21 protein-coding genes are annotated in these 21,655 nt (G+C 72.2%); 8 read left to right on the top strand and 13 right to left on the bottom strand.

Annotated elements, in window-relative coordinates:
* The first annotated feature begins 136 nt into the window (after nt 1–136).
* The 4 genes from LC193_RS09175 (at nt 137) to LC193_RS09160 (ending at nt 3,483) form a co-directional block, all read left to right on the top strand.
* On the top strand, nt 137–673 hold the full coding sequence (locus tag LC193_RS09175; protein WP_086160487.1) for an HNH endonuclease: 537 nt from the start codon (nt 137–139) through the stop codon (nt 671–673).
* Nucleotides 674–842: 169 nt separating this feature from the next.
* Nucleotides 843–1,052, top strand: a complete 210-nt coding sequence (locus LC193_RS09170) for a hypothetical protein (RefSeq protein WP_226073200.1) — start codon at nt 843–845, stop codon at nt 1,050–1,052.
* 113 nt (nt 1,053–1,165) lie between these two features.
* Nucleotides 1,166–3,214: a 4-alpha-glucanotransferase gene (malQ, locus tag LC193_RS09165; protein ID WP_226073198.1), complete on the top strand. Its 2,049-nt coding sequence runs from the start codon at nt 1,166–1,168 to the stop codon at nt 3,212–3,214.
* Between the two features lie 35 nt (nt 3,215–3,249).
* A complete protein-coding gene (locus tag LC193_RS09160; protein ID WP_404819379.1) occupies nt 3,250–3,483 on the top strand; it encodes a hypothetical protein in 234 nt (77 codons plus the stop codon).
* A 66-nt stretch (nt 3,484–3,549) separates the two neighbouring features.
* Here the strand turns inward: LC193_RS09160 and LC193_RS09155 are convergent, their stop codons facing one another.
* Together LC193_RS09155 and LC193_RS09150 are read right to left on the bottom strand one after the other, a co-directional pair.
* Nucleotides 3,550–4,008, bottom strand: a complete 459-nt coding sequence (locus tag LC193_RS09155; protein ID WP_226073196.1) for a hypothetical protein — start codon at nt 4,006–4,008, stop codon at nt 3,550–3,552.
* On the bottom strand, nt 4,005–6,374 hold the full coding sequence (locus tag LC193_RS09150; RefSeq protein WP_226073194.1) for a molybdopterin oxidoreductase family protein: 2,370 nt from the start codon (nt 6,372–6,374) through the stop codon (nt 4,005–4,007). The genes LC193_RS09155 and LC193_RS09150 overlap by 4 nt, the downstream gene beginning before the upstream one ends.
* A 325-nt stretch (nt 6,375–6,699) precedes the next feature.
* On the opposite strand from LC193_RS09150, the gene LC193_RS09145 reads away from it, so the two are divergent.
* From LC193_RS09145 to LC193_RS09135, 3 genes are all read left to right on the top strand, one after another.
* Complete coding sequence (locus LC193_RS09145) at nt 6,700–7,524, top strand: SAM-dependent methyltransferase (RefSeq protein WP_226073193.1); 825 nt, start codon at nt 6,700–6,702, stop codon at nt 7,522–7,524.
* Nucleotides 7,525–7,758: 234 nt separating this feature from the next.
* Entirely contained in the window at nt 7,759–8,268 is a 510-nt protein-coding gene (locus LC193_RS09140; RefSeq protein WP_226073191.1) for an NUDIX hydrolase, read from the top strand.
* A 227-nt stretch (nt 8,269–8,495) separates the two neighbouring features.
* Nucleotides 8,496–9,635, top strand: a complete 1,140-nt coding sequence (locus tag LC193_RS09135; protein WP_226073189.1) for a hypothetical protein — start codon at nt 8,496–8,498, stop codon at nt 9,633–9,635.
* Between the two features lie 40 nt (nt 9,636–9,675).
* Here LC193_RS09135 and LC193_RS09130 read toward each other — a convergent pair whose 3' ends face one another.
* The 10 genes from LC193_RS09130 to LC193_RS09085 all read right to left on the bottom strand — a co-directional run bounded on the left by LC193_RS09130 (nt 9,676) and on the right by LC193_RS09085 (nt 18,044).
* A complete protein-coding gene (locus LC193_RS09130; RefSeq protein WP_226073187.1) occupies nt 9,676–10,584 on the bottom strand; it encodes an alpha/beta fold hydrolase in 909 nt (302 codons plus the stop codon).
* 202 nt (nt 10,585–10,786) lie between these two features.
* Complete coding sequence (locus LC193_RS09125; RefSeq protein ID WP_226073185.1) at nt 10,787–11,476, bottom strand: haloacid dehalogenase type II; 690 nt, start codon at nt 11,474–11,476, stop codon at nt 10,787–10,789.
* A 769-nt stretch (nt 11,477–12,245) separates the two neighbouring features.
* Nucleotides 12,246–12,383 (bottom strand): FxLD family lanthipeptide, encoded by a 138-nt coding sequence (locus tag LC193_RS09120; protein ID WP_226073183.1) that lies wholly within the window; start codon nt 12,381–12,383, stop codon nt 12,246–12,248.
* Nucleotides 12,384–12,475: 92 nt separating this feature from the next.
* On the bottom strand, nt 12,476–13,681 hold the full coding sequence (gene fxlM / locus LC193_RS09115) for a methyltransferase, FxLD system (RefSeq protein WP_226073181.1): 1,206 nt from the start codon (nt 13,679–13,681) through the stop codon (nt 12,476–12,478).
* Between the two features lie 314 nt (nt 13,682–13,995).
* Complete coding sequence (locus tag LC193_RS09110) at nt 13,996–14,223, bottom strand: hypothetical protein (RefSeq protein WP_226073179.1); 228 nt, start codon at nt 14,221–14,223, stop codon at nt 13,996–13,998.
* The gene (locus LC193_RS09105; RefSeq protein ID WP_226073177.1) at nt 14,220–14,390 is read right to left on the bottom strand and encodes a hypothetical protein; all 171 of its coding nucleotides are present in this window, start codon (nt 14,388–14,390) and stop codon (nt 14,220–14,222) included. The genes LC193_RS09110 and LC193_RS09105 overlap by 4 nt, the downstream gene beginning before the upstream one ends.
* Before the next feature lie 168 nt (nt 14,391–14,558).
* Nucleotides 14,559–14,939, bottom strand: a complete 381-nt coding sequence (locus LC193_RS09100; RefSeq protein ID WP_226073175.1) for a hypothetical protein — start codon at nt 14,937–14,939, stop codon at nt 14,559–14,561.
* 293 nt (nt 14,940–15,232) lie between these two features.
* Nucleotides 15,233–16,474, bottom strand: coding sequence for a helix-turn-helix domain-containing protein (locus LC193_RS09095; protein WP_226073173.1), 1,242 nt, complete (start codon nt 16,472–16,474; stop codon nt 15,233–15,235).
* Nucleotides 16,475–16,668: 194 nt separating this feature from the next.
* Nucleotides 16,669–17,439, bottom strand: a complete 771-nt coding sequence (locus LC193_RS09090; RefSeq protein WP_226073171.1) for a transposase — start codon at nt 17,437–17,439, stop codon at nt 16,669–16,671.
* A gap of 29 nt (nt 17,440–17,468) precedes the next feature.
* The gene (locus LC193_RS09085; RefSeq protein ID WP_226073169.1) at nt 17,469–18,044 is read right to left on the bottom strand and encodes a helix-turn-helix domain-containing protein; all 576 of its coding nucleotides are present in this window, start codon (nt 18,042–18,044) and stop codon (nt 17,469–17,471) included.
* A gap of 246 nt (nt 18,045–18,290) precedes the next feature.
* Between LC193_RS09085 and LC193_RS09080 the strand changes: the two genes are divergently transcribed.
* Nucleotides 18,291–18,824: a DUF6879 family protein gene (locus LC193_RS09080; RefSeq protein ID WP_226073168.1), complete on the top strand. Its 534-nt coding sequence runs from the start codon at nt 18,291–18,293 to the stop codon at nt 18,822–18,824.
* Between the two features lie 172 nt (nt 18,825–18,996).
* Here the strand turns inward: LC193_RS09080 and pepN are convergent, their stop codons facing one another.
* The gene (gene pepN / locus LC193_RS09075) at nt 18,997–21,561 is read right to left on the bottom strand and encodes an aminopeptidase N (protein WP_226073167.1); all 2,565 of its coding nucleotides are present in this window, start codon (nt 21,559–21,561) and stop codon (nt 18,997–18,999) included.
* Between the last annotated feature and the right edge of the window lie 94 nt (nt 21,562–21,655).

Here is a 21,655-nt window from a genome sequence, read left to right as displayed (position 1 = left end):
GCGGGAGGCCGCTGTGGCCAACGACACAATCAGCGCATTTCGCGATCGTGGTGGCGCCGACGGCCCCGCGCGGGACACACTGAGGGAGATCGTCCCGGCGCGAGCCACGCGCCGCCGACGGAAACGGAGGGCGTCCGTGCCACACGTCTTGGTCCTCAACGCGTCGTACGAGCCGCTTGGTGTCGTACCGGTCCGCCGCGCACTGATCCTCCTGCTCAACGACAAGGCCGTGTGCCTGGAGGACTCCGGCGCCCTGATGCGCAGCGCCACCCACGCCATCCCCGCGCCGAGCGTCGTGCGGCTCAAGCGCTTCGTCCGCGTCCCGTACCGCACCGCGGTCCCGCTCACCCGCAGGGCGCTGTTCGCGCGCGACGGCGGGCGCTGCGCGTACTGCGGCGGCGTCGCGACGAGCGTGGACCACGTCGTGCCGCGCAGCAGGGGCGGGCAGCACGCGTGGGAGAACGTCGTCGCCGCGTGCCGCAGCTGCAACCACATCAAGGCCGACCGGCACGTCGCCGAGCTGGGCTGGCGGCTGCGGCACCCGCCGGGACCGCCGTCCGGGCTGGCCTGGCGCATCATCGGCACCGGGCACCGCGACCCGCGCTGGATGCCCTACCTGCGCCCCTACGGAGCCGACGACGCGCTGGCGCGGATCGAGGGCAGACCCGCCTGACCGGGAGGCATGGATTCCGCAATTCCTGGTACTCGCGGGGACGCGGACGCGAGATCTTCCGTCGAGGAGGGCGTGAAGTGGGTCGCTTTCCCGTCGCGGGGACGGATGTCGTGGCGTTCACTGGGTAGAGCAGTACCGAGCCCACCGCCGTCAGTGAACGGAGTGACCCGTGGCCCCAGCAGCCCGGATCGACGACAAACTGGACATCTCCGCGCTCATCCCCGCGCCAGGTCCGACCACGGCCCGCGAGATGCCCCTGACCAGTGAGCCGCCGCTCGGCGACCTGACGCCCCTCACCGCGGAGCAGCCGCTGGCCGTGGAACCGCCCCTGACCGCCGAGCCCAACGGGCACGGGGGCGCGGAGTCCGTCGAGGCCTGAGGCGCGGCGGACGTTCCGGCAGCACGACGAGCAGGACCGGCACGACAGGCACGGAGAGCACGACAAGCACCAAGCCGAAGATCAAGAACACACGAAAGAGACGTCGGAGCCTGATGGACACGGAGAGGCTGTCGCGCCTCGCCGCGGCGCACGGCGTCGCGACCTCGTACGCACCGTCCCCCGGCCGCCGTGTCGACGTTCCCCGGGACACCGTCGTGGCCGTCCTTGCCGCGCTCGGAGTGGACGCGGAACGGCCCAGGCCGCGCCAGGAGCGGCTGCTGCCGCCGACCGTCGTGCGGCGCCCGGGCCAGGCGCCGCCCGAGGTCCCGGCGGGCACCGTCCTGCGCGTGGTCACCGAGGACGGCACCGACCGCGACTGGGCCGGCGGCCCGCCCCTGGCGCCAGGACACCACGCGCTGTACGCGCGCACGCCCGACGGCCGCGCGGAACGGGCCGCGCTGATCGTTCCCCCGCCGCGCCTGCCGGGGCCGCCCGGCCGCACGCTCGGCCTGCTCGTCCAGCTGTACTCGGTGCTCTCCGCCCGCTCCTGGGGCATGGGCGACCTGGTGGACCTGGCCGACCTCGCCAGCTGGGCCGGGCACACGCTGGGCGCCGGCTTCATCCAGCTGAACCCGCTGCACGCCGCCGTTCCCGGCGCCCCCGGCGCGCCCACCGACCCCTCGCCCTACCGGCCGGGCACGCGCCGCTTCGCGGACCCGGTGCACCTGCGGATCGAGGACATCCCCGAGTACGCCTACCTCGGCGCCGAGGCCAGGCGCGAGGCCGACGGCCTCGTCGCGCGGGCCGCCGCGCTGCGGCAGGCCGTGCTGCGCGAGGACCGGCCCATCGACCGGGACGCGGTCTGGGCCCTGAAGCTCAGGGCCCTGGAGATCGTCCGCCAGGTGCCGCTCGGCCCCGGGCGGCACGCCGCCTACTGCGCGTTCCTCGCGAGCCAGGGCCAGGCGCTCGAAGACCACGCGACGTGGTGCGCGCTGGCCGAGCTGCACGGCCCCGACTGGCGCGCGTGGCCGGCCGGGCTGCGCGACCCGCGCTCGCCCGCGACCGCGCGCGCCCGCGGCGACCACCTGGCGCGGATCGACTTCCACAGCTGGCTGGCCTGGCTCACCGACACCCAGCTGGCCCGCGCCCAGCGCGTCGCGCAGGCCGCCGGCATGCCGATCGGGCTCGTGCACGACCTGGCGCTCGGCGTCCACCCGCACGGCTCGGACGCCTGGGCGCAGCAGGACGTGCTGGCCACCGGCATGTCGGCGGGCGCGCCGCCGGACGCGTTCAACGAGCGCGGCCAGGACTGGGGGCTGCCGCCCTGGCGGCCCGACGCGCTCGCGGAACGCGGCTACGCGCCCTACCGCGACCTGCTCGACGGCCTGCTGCGGCACGCGGGCGCGCTGCGCGTGGACCACGTGATGGGCCAGTTCCGGCTGTGGTGGATTCCCGAGGGCGCGCCGCCCGACCGGGGCACGTACGTGTCCTACGACGCCGACGCCATGCTCGGCGTCCTCTCGCTCGCCGCGCACCGGGCCGGGGCGGTGCTGGTGGGCGAGGACCTGGGAACGGTGGAGCCCGGGGTGCGCGAGGACCTGGCCGAGCGCGGCGTGGTCGGCACGTCCGTGCTGTGGTTCGAACGGCACTGGGAGCGCCGCGGCAAGCCGCCGCTGCGGCCCGCCGAGTGGCGTGCCGGCTGCCTGGCCACCGCCACCACGCACGACCTGCCCTCGACCGCCGCCCGCTTCGACGGCGACCACGTGCGGCTGCGGCAGCGCCTCGGCCTGCTGACGGAGGAGCAGGCGGCCGACGCGCTGCGCGCCGCGCTCGGGGAGAGCGCCGAGTGGCTGGAGGAGCTGGCGCGGCTCGGGCTGCTGCCGCGCGCGGCCGGCGAGGAGCAGCGGATCACCGCGGCCTACCGCTACCTGGCCCGCACCCCGGCCCGCATGGTCGGCATCTGGCTGCCCGACACCGTCGGCGACCGGCGCCCGCAGAACCTGCCGGGCACGTGGCAGGAGTACCCGAACTGGCGGCTGCCCGTCGCGGACGGCGCCGGCCGGCCGGTCACCCTTGAGGAGCTGGCGGGGTCGGCGCGCGTGGCGCGGCTGGTGCGGGCCGTCCGGGAGGAGATCGCGCGGCACCCCACGGCGGGGGCGTGAGCGGGCGGCGCGGGGGCGTTCGTTACTGTGGGGGCGTGGTCAACGTGAAGAACTCCAAGCGCGGCGCGCGTGCCGCGACCGTCTCGGTCGGCGCGCTGCTGCTGACGCTGATGGCATCCCCGGCGGCCCAGGCGCTCACGCGCGACGACGGCGACGACCCGGGCACCGGGCTGAGCGTCGCGGAGACGATCGGCTACTTCGTGGTGACCCCGATCGTGCTGTTCGCGGTGATCACCGGTCTGGTCATCCTCTCCGACCGCAAGCGCTGAGCCCGGCCGCGGGAGCCGAGCCCGGCCGGGTCCCGGCCGGGCCGCCCGGCGTGCTCGCGGGCGGCCTCAGCCCGCGACGATCAGCTGCGGCGACTGCGTCGTGAGCATGGTCCGCGCCCAGCCGGCCTGGCGCAGCACGCGCGGCAGGCACGTGTCCGCGAGGCCGAGCAGCCGCTCGTCCCGCGTCGCCCGCGCGGCCTGCCCCAGCATCTCCCAGTACACCGCGTTGCCCGAGGCCGCGAGGTGGAGGGCGCGCAGGTCAAGCAGCAGCGGCGGCACGTCGTCGCTGTCCTCCGCGCCCCGCCCGGCCGCCTCCTGCCCGCCTCCCGGCCCGGTCGCGCCGCCGTAGCGCGGCGCCGCGTCCGCGATCAGCTCGCCGTGCCGGCGCGACCAGCGGGCGAGGTCGGTGGCCACGTGGTGCACCTCGTGTTCCGCGCGGTGCCGGTCGGCCACGGCGAGCAGGTGCGCGGCGAGCGCGGTCTCGCCCCGGTGGAGCGCGTTCAGCAGGCCGGCGACGCCCTTCATCGCGTGCCCCCTTCCGTTCCCTCGCCGCGCGCGACGAGCGTGACGCGCGCGGCGGCCGTCTTGTACAGCGGCTGTTTGGAGACCGGGTCCCAGTCCGTGACCGTCGTCTCGTTCGCCGCGCGCCCCGGCTCGCCCTCGGGCGGCCGGTGGCCCGCGGGGGTGTCCCAGTAGCCGTAGTGGAACGGCATGAACACCGTCCCCCGCCGCATGTCCCCGATCCGCAGCACGCCGCGCGCGCTGCCGCGCGGCGTGGTCACCTCGACCAGGTTGCCCGCGGCCAGGCCGAGCCCCGCGGCGTCCGCCGCGCACAGTTCGACCCACATGTCGGGCGCGGCGGCGTTCAGTTCGGGGACGCGGCCGGTCTTCGTGCGGGTGTGGAAGTGGTAGATGGTGCGGCCCGTGGTGAGCCGGAACGGAAAGTCCTCCGACGGCTCCTCGTGCGGCGGCAGGTACTCGGCGGCCTTCAGCACGGCCTTGCCGTCGGGGTTCAGCGTGCGGTAGGTGCTCGGATCGACGGATGCGCCGGTGATCAGGTCGCGGCCGTAGGTCTCGCACACCTCGGCGGCGGCCCACGGGACGCCGTCGGTGAGCAGGCGTTCCGTGCCCTCCGGCGCCTGGGCCGTGCACGGCCACTGGATGCCGCCCCGCGCGCGCAGCAGGTCGTAGCTCAGGCCCGTGTAGTCGCACGGCCGCCCGGCGCTGCACCGCTGCCACGCGGCGAACGCCGAGGGCGGGTCGTGCCACGAGACCAGCGGCCCCCCGGACCGGTCGCGGAAGTCCATGCGGCGCGCGTAGTCGAGGAGGATGTCCAGGTCGGAGCGCGCCTCGCCGGGCGGGGCGACGGCCTGTTCCGACAGGTGGACGGTGCGGTCGGCGTTGGTGAACGTGCCGGTCTTCTCGCCCCACGTCGCCGCGGGCAGCACCACATCGGCCAACTGCGCGGTCTCGGTCAGGAACAGGTCCTGCACGACCACGAACAGCCGTTCCTGCGACAGCACCGACCGGATGCGCGCCAGCTCGGGCAGCGAGACCGCGGGGTTGGTCCCGCTGATCCACAGCATGTGGAGGGAGCCCTGCTCGGCGTACCGGAAGATCTGGAGCGCGGGCGTCGGCGGCGCCCAGTGCGGGATGGTCTCCGGGTCGACGTTCCAGACCCGGGCGAGGTCCGCGACGTGGTCGGGGTTCTGCCAGTTCCTGAACCCGGGCAGGTCGCCGTTGGCGCCGCACTCGCGGGTGTTCTGCGCGGTGGGCTGCCCGTTCATCTGGAGGATGCCGGCGCCCGGGCGGCCCACCATGCCGAGCAGCAGGTTCAGGTTGTTGACCTGCACCGAGGCCGCCGTCGCCTGGTGCGACTGGTAGAAGCCCTGGAGCACGGTGCTCAGCAGGCGCCGGGCGCCGCCGAGCAGCCGGGCCGCCGCGACGATGTCCTCGGCCGGGACGTCGCAGATCTCCGCCGCCCACGCGGGCGTGCACTCCGAGACGGCGGCGCGCAGCTCGTCGAAACCGACCGTGTGCTCCGCGACCCGGCGCTCATCCACGTGACCGGCTCTGATCACTTCGTGCAGCAGCGCGTTCATCAGCGCCAGGTTGGTGCCGGGGCGCGGCGCGAGGTGCACGTCGGCGCGCCGGGCCACCGGCGTCGCGCGCGGGTCCACGCACAGCAGACGCGGCGGGTCGGGGCCGTCGAGCCGGTCGAGGACGCGCATCCACAGCACGGGCTGCGTCTCGGCCGCGTTGTGCCCGAACAGCGCGATCGTGTCCGCGTGGTCGACGTCGGCGTAGGAGCCCGGCTGGCCGTCGCAGCCGAACGTCTCCTTCAGCGCCTCGGCCGCCGTCGCCGTGCACAGCCGCGTGTTGCCGTCGATGTGGTTGGTGCCGAGACCGGCCCGCGCGATGACGGCGAGGGTGTACGTCTCCTCAAGGAACAGCTGGCCCGAGGTGTAGAAGCCGAGCGAGGAGGGGCCGTGCTCGGCGAGCAGGGCGCGGCTCCGTTCGGCCACCAGGCCCATGGCCGTGTCCCAGTCCGTCTCGACCAGCCGGCCGCCGCGCCTGACCAGCGGGCGGGTGAGCCGGTCCCGGGAGGCGTTCGCCTGCCACCCGAAGAGGTCCTTGGGGCCGAGGCGCCCCCGGTTCACCCGGTCGTGGGCCCGCCCGCGCACCCCGACGATGCGGCCCCCGCGCACCGCGATGTCCATCGCGTCGCCGTTGGAGTGCAGCAACGAGGCCGCCGGCACCCAGCGTTCCACCGCGTCCCCCGCGACCCCGGGCGCCAGGTGGGTGTCCACCCGCACCGGCCAGGGTTCGCCCCGCCCGTACGGGGTGCGCTCACCCCACGGGTCGACGATCCGTCGCTCACGCGCCGCCATTCCGCACCTCCGCCGCCGTCGGCACGGCCCCGCACCGGGGCCCGGGGCCGGTTACCCCGCCGCCCCGCCATCGAAAACCGCGCGGCGCCGCCGCGCCGCGCGGACGCGGGGCGCGCCGTTCGACCTCACCCGGACGGCCCACGCCGGCGCGGGAACGCGGGGGCGGCCCAAGCGGGAGAAGTGGGAGGAATGCCCGCGGCGGCCCGCCTGTGTGCTGACGCACAGGCCAACGCGCGTTAACCTGCCCGAGGTTGACCGTGACGAGCCGGGTCAGGCCCGGGCCCGGCCCGGTGGCCCCTGGCGAGTTCGAAACGAGAGGTGTCCGATGAGTGCGGTGAGCGGCGTGAGTCCAGAGGAGCCGGTGGACCTGCGGACGGACCAGCCGCATTCCGCCCGGATGTACGACTACCTGCTGGGCGGCAAGGACCACTACGCGGCGGACGGCGACGCGGCGGAAAAGGCGCTCGTGTCGTTCCCGCTGCTGCGGACCGCGGCCAGGGAGAACCGCAAGTTCCTCGGCCGCGCGGTCAGTCACCTCGTGCGCGAGGCGGGGATACGGCAGTTCCTCGACCTCGGCTCCGGGCTGCCCACGGCCGAGAACGTCCACCAGGTGGCGCAGCGCGAGGCCGAGGACGCGCGCGTCGTGTACGTCGACAACGACCCGATCGTCCTCGTGTACGGCGGCGCGCTGCTGGCCAGGGACGCGAACACGGCCGTGATCCAGGGCGACATCCGCGACCCGCGGTCCGTTCTCGACCACCCGGAGACGCGGCGGCTCATCGACTTCGACCAGCCGGTCGGCATCCTGGCCGTCGCCGTGCTGCACTTCGTCGGCGACGACGAGGACCCGGCGGGCATCGTCCGCACGCTGTGCGACGCGGTGCCCGCGGGCAGCCACGTCATCCTGTCCCACGCCACGGCCGACATCGCGCCCGAGGCCGCGCTCGGCGTGCAGACCGCCTACCGTTCGCAGGGCGTGCCGCTGACGCTGCGCGACAAGGGGCAGTTCACCGCGTTCTTCGACGGGCTCGACATCGTCGAACCGGGCATCCAGGTCGTCTCCGACTGGCGCGCCACCGTGCCCGAGGCCGAGCGCCCCGCCCACGCCGACGTCTCGTGGTACGGAGGCATCGGCCGCATCACCGGCTGACCGCGCCGCGCCGCCCCCGGCGGCCCCGTGGCTTGGTCCAGGAGAATGAACAGCAGAAGTCCAGGGAGGCTCCTGCCGCCGGCTCTGTTCGTGTGGCTGACCCGGGGCGGCGGCGCTCTGCCCCGGGGGCCGCGATGGGTTCTCAGCCGCCTCTGCCTCGGCCCTGTCGGCGGCGCGAGCCGGCGTGAGAACCCACTGGCGCCGCCGCGAGCAGCCCCTGGCATCGTGTGGCCCATGGGTGAACTGGTTGAGCGCGTCGACGAGCAGGACCAGGTGCTGGGAGTCGTTGACCGGGCCGAAGCGATCCGTGAGGGCTGGTTGCATCGCATCGCCACGATCGTGTGCCGCGACGAAGACGGACGGTTCCTGGTTCATCGCCGCCCGGACGATTCATCCCGCTTCCCCGGTCAGTACAACTGGATGCTTGGCGGCGCCGCTGATGTCGGCGAATCGTACGAGCAGACGGCAGCCCGGGAACTGTCCGAGGAACTGGGCGTTCGTGCTGCCCCGCGCTTCGTGCTCAAATTTTTGTGCGCGGGGGCGATCAGTCCCTACTGGCTCGGACTGCACGAGGTCGTCGTTACGGCATCCGTCCGGCCGAGTGTCCAGGAAGTCGCCTGGCACGACTGGCTCACAGGGCCGGAGCTTGAGTCCCTCGTCCGGCAGCAGGAGTTGGTCCCGGACGCCCGCGAGGCATTCGATCGGTACCGCGACCTGAGCCGGGCAGACCGCCCCCTGTGGTGAGCCCGTCATGAGCTGACCGCACTCGGATCGTTGGGTTCAGCACGTCGGTGTCCGTGAACGCACGGACGTTCCGCCGCGAGGAGCGGTCCGTCCGAATCCCTGGCGCCTTCCGATGTGGTGAACATCTGCTCTCCGCCATCGTGGACCAAGCCGGCCCCGTGACCGCGCGGCCCGTGACCCCTCCCGGCCCGCGGGAGTAGAACTGCGCATCTGCTCCGGAGGTGGTCATGACGCACAGGCGAACGTTCGTGGTCGGCGTACTCGTGGCGGCACTCGCCGCCGCGTCGGCCGGGTGTTCCGGGGACGGGGACGCCCCCTCGGGCAGCGGGTCCCCGTCCCCGTCCCCCGCCCCGCCCCCGTCGGCGGGCGGCTACGCGTACGTGAAGGTCGAGTTCGGGCAGAGCTGGACGGACACGCGGAGCCAACTGATCGTCATGGACGGCGGCGAGGAGATCGGCCGCAGCGATCCCCTCTTCCTCGCCGGCCGCCCGCTGTTCACCAGCGACGGCCGGCACGCGTTCGTCCTGCCCTCCCTCCTCGACGAGATCGTCGTGATCTCGGCCGACACCGGCGAGACCAGGTCCGTGCCGTGCGAGGGCTGCGAGGCGCGCCAGACGGAATGCCACTGCCAGGTCGTCGCGCCCATCGGCGGCAGCCGGATCGCGTGGCTCGACGGCGAGAACCGGCTCGTGGTCACCGACCTCGCCGACGCCGCGCCGACACCCCGGCCCACGGACGTCACGCTGCCGGAACAGGACGGCTTCCTGGACGAACGGGTCGTCCCGAACCTCATCGCGGGCACCGAGGGCGCGGCCCTGGCCGCCTACCCGCACGGCTCGCTGCCGGGCGACGACCTGATGCCCGCGTTCCTGGTGACCCCGGACGACGAGCCGCGCCGGCTCGACCCGCGACGGCCGGACGCCATCGAGGAGGCGGCCTTCAGCCCGGACGGCACCCGCGTGGCGCTGACGGGCAGCCAGGAGTACGCGTGCACCACGGTGACCGTCGTCGACGTCGCGTCGGGCCGGGGCGAGACGGCGCCGGTGCTCGCGGCGCCCGGCACCGAGTGCGAGGGCGTCGACGCGTACATCGACAGCATGTGGTGGGACCCGGACGGCAGCCTGCACGTGAGCTACGAGATCGACGAGGGGGACACGTGGTCGCAGGAGAGCACCGCGCCCGAGCAGTACCAGCGGCGGCTGCACGAGGGGCGCTGGGTCGACGCCGACGTGGGCCGGGCCACCGAGCAGCGGCAACTGAGCGCCGGCACGGCGACGATCCGCGGTGACGGGACGCTGCTCGTCGGGAGCGGCGGCCGACAGACGGAGATCGACACCGACGTCCGCTACCTCATCGCCGCCCCGTAGCCCCCTGGCCGAGCGGCGGGTGGGGCGTTGCGCCCCGGCGTCAGGAGCGGACCAGCAGGTCCCCGCAGAACGACCGGATCGCCCGGTGCACGACCGTGGGCTTCTCCCACGGCATGAAGTGGCCCGCTCCTGGCACCCAGAACGGGCCCACGACCTGCGGGAAGGCGATCGCGCACCGCTCGGCTATGTGCTCGCCCAGCGTGACCTGGTCGGGGCCGATGAGCACCAGCACCGGCTGCTCGACCGGCCGGTCGATGAGCTCAGGACCTGACATCTCCCGGGCGCCCATGACCACCTCGTAGTCGGCGAAGGAGGCCCGCAGCCGCTCGGCGTCGGCGTACGGCTCGGTCAGCAGCGCGAGGTCGGCCTCGCTGAACGCGTTCGGCGGGCACCACATCCGGTGCCCGAAGAACTCGGCTATGTAGCGGCGCCGCCGATCCGGGGTGTCGAGTTCGGCGACGAGCTCGTCGGCGTGCAGGCCCTGCCGCCGCTGGTAGTCGTAGACGTGCGGCTTCCGGGTCCCGGCGGGGATGCCCGCCGCGGCGAACGCCTCCGGCAGGTCGGGCATCGAGTCGTCGAGCACCACGAGACGGTCGACGCGCTCCGCGTAGCGGTTGGCCATGTCGATCGCCACCATCGCGCCGAGGTCGTGGCCCGCCACCACGGCGCGCTCCCAGCCGAGGGCGTCGAACAAGCCCATCAGGTCGGCGTTGAACGCCGCGAAGTCGTAGAACCCGTCCGGGGCGAAGTCCGAGTCGCCGTAGCCGCGCAAGTCGGGGGCGACCACGTCGAAACCGGCCGCGGCCAGCGGCTCGATGGTGTGCGACCAGATCAGGCTGGTGCAGGGGAAGCCGTGCAGGAGCAGCAGCGGCACCCCGTCGCGGCGCGGACGCCGGACCGCCAGCCGGTGTCCGGGACCGACGGTGACGAACTGGGGTGAAGAACGCATGCGCTCATGCTTGCACGGGCCACTGACACCCCGGCCGCCCCGGAGGAACCGCGCCCCCGTGACGCATCCCCCAGCCACCCCACGGCTGACGACCACGCCGCGACGGGCCGCCGAACGGAACGGCGGCGTCCGCGCCTCCGGCCGCACCACGCGGATCTGGCTGGGCCTGCGTGCGCTCACCGTGGGGCCACCGGCTCCAGCGCTAGAAACGGTCGAGTCGGTCGGCCAGATCGGCCAGGCCGTCGGCGTGCAGGTCGAACCTGTCCGAGGAGGCGGGCGGGTCGCCGACGGGGCGGGCGACGTAGGCGGTGCGCAGGCCGAGTTCCTGTGCTCCGCGCAGGTCCCAGGCGTGGGCGGCGACCATGAGGAGCCGCTCGGGCGGTCCTCCTGAGACGGTGACGGCCAGCTGGTAGACCGCCGGGTCCGGCTTGTACGTCCGGGCGTCTTCGGCGGACAGGGCCTGGTGCCAGCGCAGTCCTGCGTGGGCGTTGAGACCCAGCAGCGCCGTCCGGCTCGCGTTGGAGAGTCCGATCAGCGGAAACCGTTCGGCGAGTCGGGCGAGCCCGGCCACGGTGTCCGGCCAGGGCGGGACCCTGCGACCCGAGAGGGCGAGCGCCGCCACGGCGGCCGGGTCGTCGACTCCGACGGCACCGGCGACGAGCCGGGCGGCCTCCAGATCGAGGACGTCGCTGGCGAGGTAGGGCCGGGCGCCATCGAGGACCCGACGTTGCTCACGCTCGATGTGCTGCTGCCACTGCGACAGAAGCTGCTCGACCCTGGACTCGTCGAGCGATGGGTCGAGTCCGCGAATGCCGGCGCGGATACCGGCGGGCTCGTCGACGAGCGTGCCGAGCACGTCGAAGACGATGGCATCGATCTTTGACTCCGGCATGAAGTGACCTCCTGAACGAGACGGGTTCGCCGGTATGGCTGTCGGCCCAACACGGCAGCAGATCCGCAGGATTCCCCACGGCGCGGCCACCTCCGAGCAAGCCCCGGGAGCGAACGGCCGTCGGCGGTGGCGTGAACTGTCCTCCACGCCCGCTGGGCCAACCCCGCCGACGTCGTGCGGGCGCGGGGGAGTCCTGGCGGGGCGCGGCTGCCCCCGGGGGCTCGGGGCGCGCCTGGCGCGGGCGCGGCTGGTGGTCCCTGGTCCCCGACGGCGACCGTGCGGGCGTCGATCTCCACGGCGACGAGCACCCCCTTCACCGGTTCGCCTCCTCGTCCGGGGCGGTCCCGGGCCCGGGCTCTGGCGGGGGCGGTTCCGGGAGGGGGCCGATGCATACCTTGGCCGCGTAGATCAGGGCGTCGCAGCTCGGGCAGTGCTTCCCGTCCCACCGCGACACCAGCTCACCGCCATGGAGACATGCGGATGTGGACACAACAACGCTCCTACGGGACGAGAACGAAGTAGGCGACCCACAGGAAGGCCAGAACAACGCAGCCCACATCTGCTGTGGCCACACTCGCCACGACATCGCGTTCGCGGCGCCGCTCACGAGGTCAGGCCAGCCGATCCGCTGGTCGCCGCGGATGGCAGCACCCCGGATCAGCGCTGCATCGGCGTAGCGATACATATGCCCTTCCTGTGGCCGTACGGCGTCCGGCCGCGTCCATTGCGCGGCTGCGACCGGACACCGCGAACTACGCGGTCGGTACTGCTACGGGCAGCTCACGCACGCGGTGGCGCACGTGGAGTTGCAGCCGTCGCCCGTCAAGCGGATGAGCTGGTCCGCGGCGGGGCCGCCCTCGACGATGCTCACGTCGAGCTCCCAGTCCGCCGGTTCACCGGACGACATCAGGACACCCGCCGAATGAGCGGATGCCGCGAGGCTTTCCGTTGGCATCGAGGAGTGGTGCACGGTTCCGGAACCCACCGGCTCCGGAGCTTTCAGGCCCAGGTCGCCGTGACGATGCCGTGTCGACGCGGCACGGCGGCCTCGGGCAGGGGGGGCGGGGCGGGCCCCGGCAGGTAGCGGAGCGTCGCGGCTCCCCGTCGGCGGTGGTTCTGCGCCCAGCGGCGGAGGAGGTCCGTGTACTGGTCGGCCAGCGCTTCGGCCTGCGAACCGTGGGCGATGACACCGCTCTCGAACCCGCCGGTCCCGGCGTTCTCACGGCGGGTGCGGTAGGCGATGCTGTCCCGGCCCACCAGGGCGGGTACGCCCCTGAGGGCGGAGGCTTCCACCAGCCCGCTGTCCACGATGCCCGGGGCGGCGTGCAGCCGGGCCGGGCTGGACAGGTTCAGCGTGAGGAACAGGTCCAGTTCGTCCGGCAGGTCGTAGGCGGCACCGGACCAGCGTTCCAGCCGAGACCCGTTCAGGGCCGCGTCGAGTGCCTGGGGCGCCAAGGGCACCCGCGCGTCGTCGGTCCGCAACACGACGCCCTCCCGGAGCATCACCTTGCGCTCGTCGGCGGCGCCCTCGCCCTGCATGGGAACGAAGTTCGCCAGGCGGTACGAGTGGCTGATGAGGCGATCCCCGTCGCGGTCGAACGCGATGCTGCGGGTCGTGCCGTGCACCGTGAGCGGGACGACGATCCTGCCCTTCTCCGTAAGTCCGCTGATCCACGACGGCGGGATGTCCCACGCCGCAGCGGTCACGATGATCCGGTGATACGGAGCGCCCTCGAGAACACCATGCTCACCGTCAGCAAGGACGGTCTTCACCTGGGTGTACCCGACGTCATCGAGGCACCGGCGGGCCCGGGCGAGGACATCACGGTCGATGTCGACGGTGGTGACCTCGCCCGCGGTACCGACCAGTTCCTGAAGGTAAGCGGCGTTGACCCCACCGGAACCGATCTCCAGCACGTGCATCCCGGGTTCGATCTCGGCCTGTTCCAGCATGACGGCCTGGAGGTGCGCGGTGGACATGACGCTGACGTCCGATCCGTGCTCGTCCTTTTTGACCGGCACGATGCTGTGCAGGCTGTAGGCCACCTCCGGCGACGCGTCCGGTGCGAACCTGTGCCGCGGTACGGTGCTGAACGCCGCGGCTACGGGCTCGGTCCTGACCCCGTCCTCCGCGCGGAGCGCGCGGACCATGTCCGCGCGGAGTGCGTCCGGGCTGCGGACGGTGGAGTCGTCAATCGCGGTCATCCGATTACCTGTTCCTTTGGTGGAGAGGCTGACGGCAGTCGTGCTTGGCGTCACTGAAACGCTACCCAGGGCGACTGCCCCCGGGGGCGGATACGCGCCTTCAGGGGGGATCGCACTGGCAGTTCGGCTGAAAACTGGTCCGAGCGCTTATCGGCTGCGCTATCGGGCGGGTTGTGGGCGTGGAGAGAGGCCGTTGAGCCAGCTCACGCCCATTCGGCCGGTGCTGCTGCCACACTGGAAGAGGCTTCTCGACCCTGGCATCGTCGAGCGATGGATCGAGGGGCGAGGGTCCGCAGCGCGGGTGCGGCTGGTGGTCACCAGGGGCGGCCCCTTGGGATGCGGGGGTCGTGGCGGCGGGCGGCCCACAGGATGGTGGTGCGGTTCATGACGAACGTCTCGCCCGAGTGGAACTCCAGCCGTTTGCGCCCCGCGCCCAGCGCGGTCAAGTCGCGCACCACGAAGCTCTGGCCGCCGATCATGACCTGGTCCCCGACGGCGACCGTGCGGGCGTCGATCTCCATGGCGACGAGCACCCCCTTCACTGGTTCGCCTCCTCGTCCCGGGTGGGCCCGGGCTCGGGCGCGGGCGGTTCCGGGAGGGGGCCGATGCATACCTTGGCCGCGTAGATCAGGGCGTCGCAGCTCGGGCAGTGCTTCCCGTCCCACCGCGACACCAGCTCACCGCCATGAAGACATGCGGATGTGGACACAGCAACGCTCCTACGGGACGAGAACGAAGTAGGCGACCCACAGGAAGGCCAGAACGACGCAGTTCACCGCGATCAGCAGCTCACCGGCACGCCCACGGCACCACCGCACGGCCCGGGCAAGGCGGCGCGGACGGCGCCGGTGCCGCGCACGGCCGCTCGCCGCCGCGCTCATCGGGCCCCCCGCAACGCGTCGAGCGGAACGCCGGAGCCGGTCATACTCAGGGCGTTCGGAGGGATCGCCCACCAGACGACCGACCGGCGCGGGTCGAGCGCGTCAGCGGGCGCCACGAGGAGCGCGAGCCCGCGCCCGAGGACCTGCACGCCCAGCAGCCGGGCGTCCCACCCGGCCGTCGCCCCCGTCGGAACGAACCACGTCATCGTCCGCGCGAACCGGTCCGCGACCACCGGCCCGGAACGGTCACGCAGCACACCGACGACACGCGTCTCGACAAGCGACGGGGTGCGCACCGCATCCCGCCACTGACCGGAAGACAGGATTGCCGCGAGCCCGGAGGGCATCCACTCGGGGACCGTCCTGGGGGCTGTCACGGCTGCACCAGCATGCGGCTGAGGGTGGCCAGCAGGGCAGTGGCCTCGCTGTGTGTCAGGACCAGGTGGCCGACACCGATCAAGGTTCTGTCGTGTTCCACTTCGAGCGGCACCGCGATCCTGCCCGCCTCAGTACGGCGGACTGGGCCAGCCTGTCGAATGCGTAGTCCGGGGGCGGGGTTGGCGGTGCTACCGCCGGTGCCTCGTCTCTGAGTCGCCGTCATGTCACAGATGGTTGCGGCGAAAAGACAGTGCACCCCGGAATATTCTTCCGGGGTGCAGCAGTTTCCGGGTCAGGCGACGCTGAGTACCCCGACATGGTGGGCGAGATTGCGCAGGTCCGCGCGGTACTGGGGCCTGTCCCGTTTGAGCAGGTGCTGAATGGCGTCACGCACAAGAGGGAAGTATTGAATCTCCTCGGGTGACGCTTCGCGAATCTGTTTGAGCATGTAAATGGTGGCGAAGTCGTCGCCCGTCAGCCGGTTGGCGTGCATCACTTCCACGAGGTAGCGGGTCGTCCGCTCCAACGGAAGTACCCCGCCCGGTGCGGGTACCTCGACATTGTCGGCGAGGCGCAGCGCCTCGGCGGCGTCGCCCTCCTCGGCCGCCAGGTGCACGCTGTGCATCGCCACGTTCGTCGGCCCGAAAGCAGTGTGGAAGTCGTTCCGGTCCGTCCCGAGCCGAGCGGCGATCCGGTCGGCTTCCCGCAACAGGTCCCACGCCGCAGGCCCGTTGCCGCCCCGCACGGCTGCGATGACCCCGACGAGGTGCAGCGCGCCGAACGCGGACAGATGGTCCGGCGTCGCGTCATCACCAGGACGCACGTGCTCGATCGTGGAACGCGCGAGGTCCAACGACTCGTGCGTGTCGCCGCTCGATACGAGGATGCCGGCGACGTTCCAGGCGGCGGCGGCGATCAGCGCTGGGTCCTCCGTGTCGTCGGCGATCTGCATCGCCCGGTCGGCGGCGAGCAGCGACAACCTCCTTTCACCGACCCGACGTAGGTACACCTGGTGCAGGTGCAGCAGGGACACCAGTTCGCGGGCAGCCGCTGCCTCCTCGGACGGGCCCGTGGCGGTGCGGACGGTCAGGTACGCCTCGGCCAGCAGTCCGGGCAGGAGACCGCCGACCGGGCCGTACCGTTCCGTCTGCGTCTCGTAGATCTGCCAGGTCTCAGCCACCCGCGTGGCCAGTTCGGCCACGGTCAGCGGTTCGCCAGGCAGGCCCGAGCTGAGCTGGCTGGGCGGGGTGTTCAGCGCACGGCGGATACGCGGGACCGCCGGATGTTCCGGTCGGCCCGCCACGTTGAGGCTGACCGCCGGGCCGATCAGATCGGCCAGGTCGGAGACACCGAGGACACGGCCGATCTCCAGCAGCAAAGACAGCCGATCAACCGGAATCAGCCCCCGCTCCACTTTGCTGACCCAGTCCTCGGAACGGCCTACAAGTCCGCCGAGCGCCGCTTGGGACTTTCCCGACTTCATTCGGTAGTACTTGATGCGCTGCCCGATGGGCAGCTCTGGCACATCGATCATGGCTTTTCCCCTTCGGGGGCGTTGAGCACTGACTGCCAGAGTACGGTCCCAATCGGGGTGGACCGGAGATAGTGATCGCGCCACCCCTCCGCGCGAAGGACACTCCACGAACATGGAAGCGCGCCAGTCGGCGGCCTGCTAAGGTCTGTCCCGTAAATGATCTTCGACGTGTTGGTGGTCTGCTGGTTTCTGCGTCACCCAGCGAGGACGAGGTTGTACAGGCGGGCGATGCCGAGCATGGCGTGGTGGACGCCGTCACCTTTCAGTCGGCAGTCGCGAAGGATCTTCCAGCCCTTCATCCGCGCGAAGACGTGCTCTACACGAGCACGGACCTTCCGGTGGGAGGCGTTGTGTTCCTCCTTCCAGTCCGGGAGCTCGGTCTGGCCTGCTTCGCGGCGGTGCGGGATGACCAGGCCGGTACCCCGGTAGCCGCCGTCCGCGATGACCGTGGCTTTGCCGACGGCGTCCTTCGCGCCGGACAGCTCCCACGCCTTGCAGTCGTTGCGGTTGCCTGCGACCGGTCGGCCGACGGCGACGACGAGCCGGGTGTCGGCGTCGATGACGACCTGGTGGCTGGTGGAGTACCGGTAGTTCTTCGATTGCTCGGCGACGGTGTGGTCGCGGGTGGGAACGAGAGTGCCGTCCACGATCAGCACGGTGTCCTTGCGGAACCGCTTGCGCTGCTGGAGGGCGAGCGCGGGTCCGAGGTGGTCAATGATGCGGTCGGCCGCCGACTTGGACACCCCGAACAGCGGGGCCAGTTGGCGCAGGGTGAGGTTGGTCCGCCAGTAGGCGGCGACCAGGAGCACGCGGTCCTCCAGGGGCAGGCTCCAAGGCCGGCCCTTGCGCACCGGATCCGCACCTTCCCGCCGGAGCGCGGTGATCAGCCTGCCGAACTGGCGCGGGCTCAGCCCGGTGAACGGGGCTATCCAGGAGGGCTCCGACGCCGTGATCACACCAGACACGGCAAGATCATCTCACCCGCGCCCAGCAGTTACGGGACAGACCTTAGGTGAGCGCGCGTGCGAAGACCACCGATCTCGCTGTGCGAGCCGGCGTTGAACAACTCGCGCGCGGCGTTCAACTCCCGCATGGCGGCGTCGACCAGGTCGCCACCGGCCACGAGGTCATCGGCCAGCCGCAGAGCGTGTGCCCGACGCAGTATCCGGTCGGCGTCCCGCATGCCCACGCGGGCCCCGGCCCGGGTCTCGACGGCGGCCAGTGGCTCGTCCGGCGGCAGCAAGTCCCGCAGTACCGCGTCCACTCCGGTGGGTTGCGGGCCACGCACCCGCCGCCGAGCCGCCTTGCTCGCGGCCCGGGCCCGGCGCAGCCGTTCCTCCGGAACGCCCAGGGCCTCGGCCATGGCGGGCAGCCAGTACGGGCCGATCAGCCGCACCTCACGCTCCCAGCGGGAGATCTGGCCGATGTCGAGCCCGCCGTGCGATCGCGGCTGGTGACGTTCCGCCGCGGCTGCCAGTTCGCCCTGGGACATGCCGGCGTCCTCGCGCAGGCGCCGGATCAGGCTCCCCAGTCGCTCGACGTCCTCGTTGGTGCCTCCATCGGGTGACATGCTGAACTCCCTCCGCAGCATGACACTTGGGACGGTACCCCGTCGTGAGGAGGCCGGAACAGCACGACGGCCCAGCCGGTGGAGGCGGTGTCGTCCTGCTGTACGAGGCCCCCGGTCCTGTTCCCCGTCCCCGTGACTGGAGGCGGGGAACGGGGGTCGGGGGGTGAGCGGTCAGTCAGCCGCAGTCGCCCGCGTATGAAGGTGTCGTCGAGATCCCGCCCTCGTTGATCAAGAAGGCGATTTCCCATGACTGCATCCGACACCGGAAAACAACCGGCGCTCGGTGAGCTGTTCGACACCTTCCGCCGGGAAGCGTTCCGGTTGGAGACGCTCGACGACTACAGCGGCTCGGGGAGCACGGACGCCTACCGGGCTTTCCTGGCAGGTGAGAAGAAGCCCGACAGCTACAACTCCGACTGGCTCTCCGAAGTCAGCGGCCATGTCGGCGAGGGCAAGCGGATCTACCGGGTTCATGTTCTGTCCCGTCCGCTCACGCCCTATCTGCGGTTCGGACTCGGATGGGGCTACAGAACCAACGCGACCGCTGGGGAGGAATTCTTCATCCTGGATGTCACGGACAGCCCCAATCCGGTCGCGGGGATCGGGGACTTCTGGATGTTCGACGAAGCGTTCTCGGTGCCCATGGAGTACCGAGACGGAACGATGACCGGCTACGCAGTGCTCACCGGTGCACGGGCGCAAGAGTTCGTCGGGTACCGAGACGCGGCACTCGGGCACGCCGTTCCCTTCCAGGACTGGTGGGAACAGCACGCCGAGTGAATAAGGGAGAACCTGGGGCAGCGCTCGCCCGGCGCGACAGGCCATTCTCCACGAGTCTCCACGAGGCCGAAGAGGAGACGCCGTTCGTCATTACGCCCGCCGTGCCGCGCGACGCGCCCCGGTCCCGTTCCCCTGCCGGGAACGGGACCGGGGCGCCGCCGGGGGCGGGCGGTCAGTCGGTCGCCGCGTCGGCGGCCTGGGCGGTCAGCGCGCGTTCGATGCCCGCGCGGGACTCGGTGACCAGGCGGCGCAGGGCCGCCGAGGGCTCGGCGGTCGCCAGCCAGGCGTCGGTGACCTCAAGCGTCTGCCGGGAGACCTGGATCGCCGGGTAGAGGCCGACCGCGATCTGCTGCGCCATCTCGTGGCTGCGGCCCGCCCACACGTCCTTCAGAACGGCGAAGTACTTCTCCGTGTACGGCGCAAGCAGCTCGCGCTGGTCCGTCTGCACGAAGCCGGAGATCACGGCCTCCTGAAGGGCGTTGGGCAGCGTGTCGCTCTCCACCACCGACGCCCACGCCTCGGCCTTCGCCTCCGGCAGCGGGCGCGCCGCCCTGGCCGCCGCCGCGTGCCGCTCGCCCGCCGACGTGGCGTCGCGCGCCAGCTCGGCGTCGATCAGGGCCGTGTCGGCCCGGCCCGTGGCCGCGAGCCGCTGCACCAGCGCCCAGCGCAGGTCGGTGTCCACGGCGAGCCCCCCGATGCTCTCCGAGCCGTCGAGCAGCGCGGCCAGCAGGTCGAGCTGCTCCCCGGTGCGCGCGGTGGCGATGAACGCCCGCGCCCACGCCAGCTGGTGGTCGCTGCCGGGCGCGGCCTCGCGCAGCCGTTCGAGCGTCGCGTCCGACCAGGTCGCCAGGCCCGTCTCGCGCCACTCGGGCGCCGCGTACAGGTCGAGCGCGAGCTTCACCTGTCGGTGCAGCGTCTGCACCACGCCGATGTCCGTCTCCTTGCCGATGCCGGACAGGACCAGCGCGAGGTAGTCGCGGGCGGCCATCTCGCCGTCGCGCGTCATGTCCCACGCCGAGGCCCAGCACAGCGCGCGCGGCAGCGACTCGGTGAAGTCGCCCAGGTGGGCGGTGACCGCGGCCATCGAGTCGGGGTCGAGCCGCACCTTGGCGTACGACAGGTCGTCGTCGTTGAGCAGCAGCACGTCGGGCCGCGCCCGGCCGACGAGTTCGGGGACCTCGGTCAGCTCGCCGTCGACGTCGAGCTCGATCCGGTCGGTGCGCTCCAGCCGGCCCTCGCGCAGCGCGTACAGCCCGATGGCGATGCGGTGCGGGCGCAGCACGGGCTCGCCCGAGGCCCCGGCGGGCAGCGCGGGCGCCTCCTGGCGGACGGCGAACGCGGTGATGGTGCCGTCCGCGTCGACCGCCAGCTCGGGCCGCAGCACGTTGATGCCCGCGGTCTCAAGCCACGCGCGCGACCAGGACTTGAGGTCCCTGCCGCTGGTCTCCTCAAGAGCGGTGAGCAGGTCGGTGAGGCGGGTGTTGCCCCACGCGTGGCGCTTGAAGTACGCCTGCACGCCCCGGAAGAACGCGTCCTGCCCGACGTAGGCGACGAGCTGCTTGAGCACGCTCGCGCCCTTGGCGTAAGTGATGCCGTCGAAGTTGACCAGCACGTCGTCGAGGTCGCGGATCTCGGCCATGATGGGGTGCGTGGACGGCAGTTGGTCCTGCCGGTAGGCCCACGTCTTCATCTGGTTGGCGAACGAGGTCCACGCGTGCGGCCAGCGGCTGCCGGGGGCGTGCGCCTGGCAGGCGATGGAGGTGTAGGTGGCGAACGACTCGTTGAGCCACAGGTCGTTCCACCACTCCATGGTGACCAGGTCGCCGAACCACATGTGCGCCAGCTCGTGCAGCACGGTCTCGGCCCGCACCTCGTACGCCGCGTCGGTCACCTTGGACCGGAAGACGTACTGGTCGCGGATGGTGACGGCACCTGCGTTCTCCATGGCGCCCGCGTTGAACTCGGGCACGAACAGCTGGTCGTACTTGGCGAACGGGTACGGGTGGTCGAACTTCTCCTGGAACCAGTCGAAGCCCTGCCTGGTGACCTCGAACAGGGCGTCGGCGTCGAGGTGTTCGGCGAGCGAGGGGCGGCAGTAGAGGCCGAGCGGAACGGACCGGTCCGCGCCCTCCCAGCTGCTGTGCACCGAGTGGTAGGGCCCGGCGATCAGCGCGGTGATGTAGGTGGAGATGCGCGGCGTGGGCTCGAAGCGCCAGACGCCGTTCTCGGGTTCCGGGGTGGGGGAGTTGGAGACCACGGTCCAGCCCTCGGGGGCCGTGACGGTGAAGCGGAACGTGGCCTTCAGGTCCGGCTGCTCGAAGCAGGCGAACACCCGGCGGGCGTCGGGGACCTCGAACTGCGTGTAGAGGTAGACCTGTTCGTCCACGGGGTCGACGAAGCGGTGCAGGCCCTCGCCGGTGTTGGTGTACGCGCAGTCGGCGACCACGCGCAGCTCGTTGGCCCCCTCGGCCACGTCCGCCAGCGCGATCCTGGAGTCGGCGAACACCTCGGCCGGGTCGAGGGCCGCGCCGTTGAGCACCACCTCGCGGACCCGGGGCGCGATCAGGTCGACGAAGACCGGCTCCGCGGCCCGCGCCGTGAAGCGCACGGTGGTCTCGGACCTGAAGGTGCCGCCTTCGCGGGCGCCTGAGAGGTCGAGCGCGATGTCGTAGCTGTCCACACCGAGCAGCCGTGCCCGCTCCTGGGCCTCCTGCCGGGTCAGATTCGTGCCAGGCACTGATGGTCTCCTTCTTCTGCGTGTCGCCTGCGCCAGTCTTCCACGCCGGAACGCGAAGGGGCGGGCGAGCGGCCCGCCGGCCGCCCGCCCGCCC

Origin of the sequence: Streptomyces marincola (genome assembly GCF_020410765.1) — a bacterium.
GTDB classification, from domain to species: Bacteria; Actinomycetota; Actinomycetes; order Streptomycetales; family Streptomycetaceae; genus Streptomyces; species Streptomyces marincola.
Note: the sequence above shows the minus strand (reverse complement) of the source record. Positions and strands in the feature narration are given on the sequence as shown.